General features: G+C 64.3%; 1 pseudogene. It reads right to left on the bottom strand.

Going from position 1 to position 459, the window contains the following annotated elements:
* Window positions 1-49: 49 nt before the first annotated feature.
* Window positions 50-459 (bottom strand): annotated as a pseudogene (locus A3764_RS01720) (type IV secretion system protein B4); the annotation flags it as partial.

The raw sequence follows: 459 nt of genomic DNA, 5'->3' as shown, positions 1-459 counted from the left end.
GCTGAGAGAAGGCCTGCGGCGGCACAAAGCGCGAGGAGGGGTTTCGAACTCATATAACATGTCTCCAGAAATCAGGATTGGCGCGCCAATCGGCGGGCACACGGGCCTCGCCGGTGGCGCCGCCGCCAAGGATGGGGAGGAGGGTGCCGAGGGCGGAGAGATCGGCATCGACAAAGACGCTGTCGCCCGCCGAGCGCACGAGCGCGATGCGCTGGCCGATTGTGGGCTGCACGAGGAGGGCCGCCTCCTTGGCGTTCACGCGCAGAAAGTCGTAATCGGAGATCGTGGCACGGTCGTTCGGGAAGAGGATCTGGGTCGGGACCGTCTCGACGATGGTCTTGCCGACGCGGCTATCGCGCAGCTGGCTCGGATACTGCGTCATCATGATCACGACGCAGTTCATCTTGCGCAGCGTCACCAGCCAGTTTTCCAGCCGCGCGCCGAAGTAGGGATCGTCAA

Source organism: Sulfitobacter sp. HI0129, assembly GCF_001635395.1.
Classification (GTDB): Bacteria; Pseudomonadota; Alphaproteobacteria; order Rhodobacterales; family Rhodobacteraceae; genus Sulfitobacter.
The sequence above is the reverse complement of the archived record's forward strand: the minus strand, read 5'-3'. Positions and strand labels throughout refer to the sequence as shown.